We start from the raw sequence: 571 nt of genomic DNA, 5'->3' as shown, positions 1-571 counted from the left end.
GACGCCGCCGTCGTTATCGGTGGCGGTGTAGCTGAAGGTGACGTCGCGGCTCTCGCCCGCGGCCAGACCGTCGAAGTCGGTGCCGGGCGTGAAGTTGTAGCTGCCGTCGCTATTAAAGCTGAGGCTGCCGTTGCCGGTGCCGACATCCGTCGCCAGGTCGTAACCGGCGATCGTCCCATCGACATCCGATGCCGCCGGGACCTGACCGGTCAGCAGCGTGTTCTCTTCCGTCGTGGCCGTGCCTGCCTGAGCGACCGGTGCGTCGTTGGTGCCGGTCACCGTTACGGTCAGCGTCGAGGTGGCGGTGCCGCCCTGGCCCTCGCTGACGGTGTAGCTGACTTTAGTGGTTTCGGTCTGACCCGCGGCCAGGCGATCGAACGTCGTGCCCGGATTGAAGCTGTAGGAGCCGTCGGCGTTAAGGGTAAAGGTCCCACCGTTGGAGCCGGTGATGGCCTGCCCCACGCTACCTGTTACGCCGTTGACCGCGCTGACGCTCAGCGTGCCGCCGTCGACATCGCTGTCGTTGGCCAGCACGCCCTGGGCCGCGGCGATATTGAGAGTAGCGTTCTCG

The 571-nt window shown here is 66.2% G+C and carries 1 protein-coding gene; it reads right to left on the bottom strand.

Annotated features, from left to right (window positions below; genetic code table 11):
• A partial coding sequence (locus BTW07_RS19955) for an Ig-like domain-containing protein (protein ID WP_167369315.1) occupies positions 1-571 on the bottom strand: 571 nt, incomplete at both ends.

The organism is Salinicola socius (assembly GCF_001937195.1).
In the GTDB taxonomy this organism is placed as follows: Bacteria; Pseudomonadota; Gammaproteobacteria; order Pseudomonadales; family Halomonadaceae; genus Salinicola; species Salinicola socius.
This window is presented reverse-complemented; position numbering and strand designations above follow the sequence as displayed.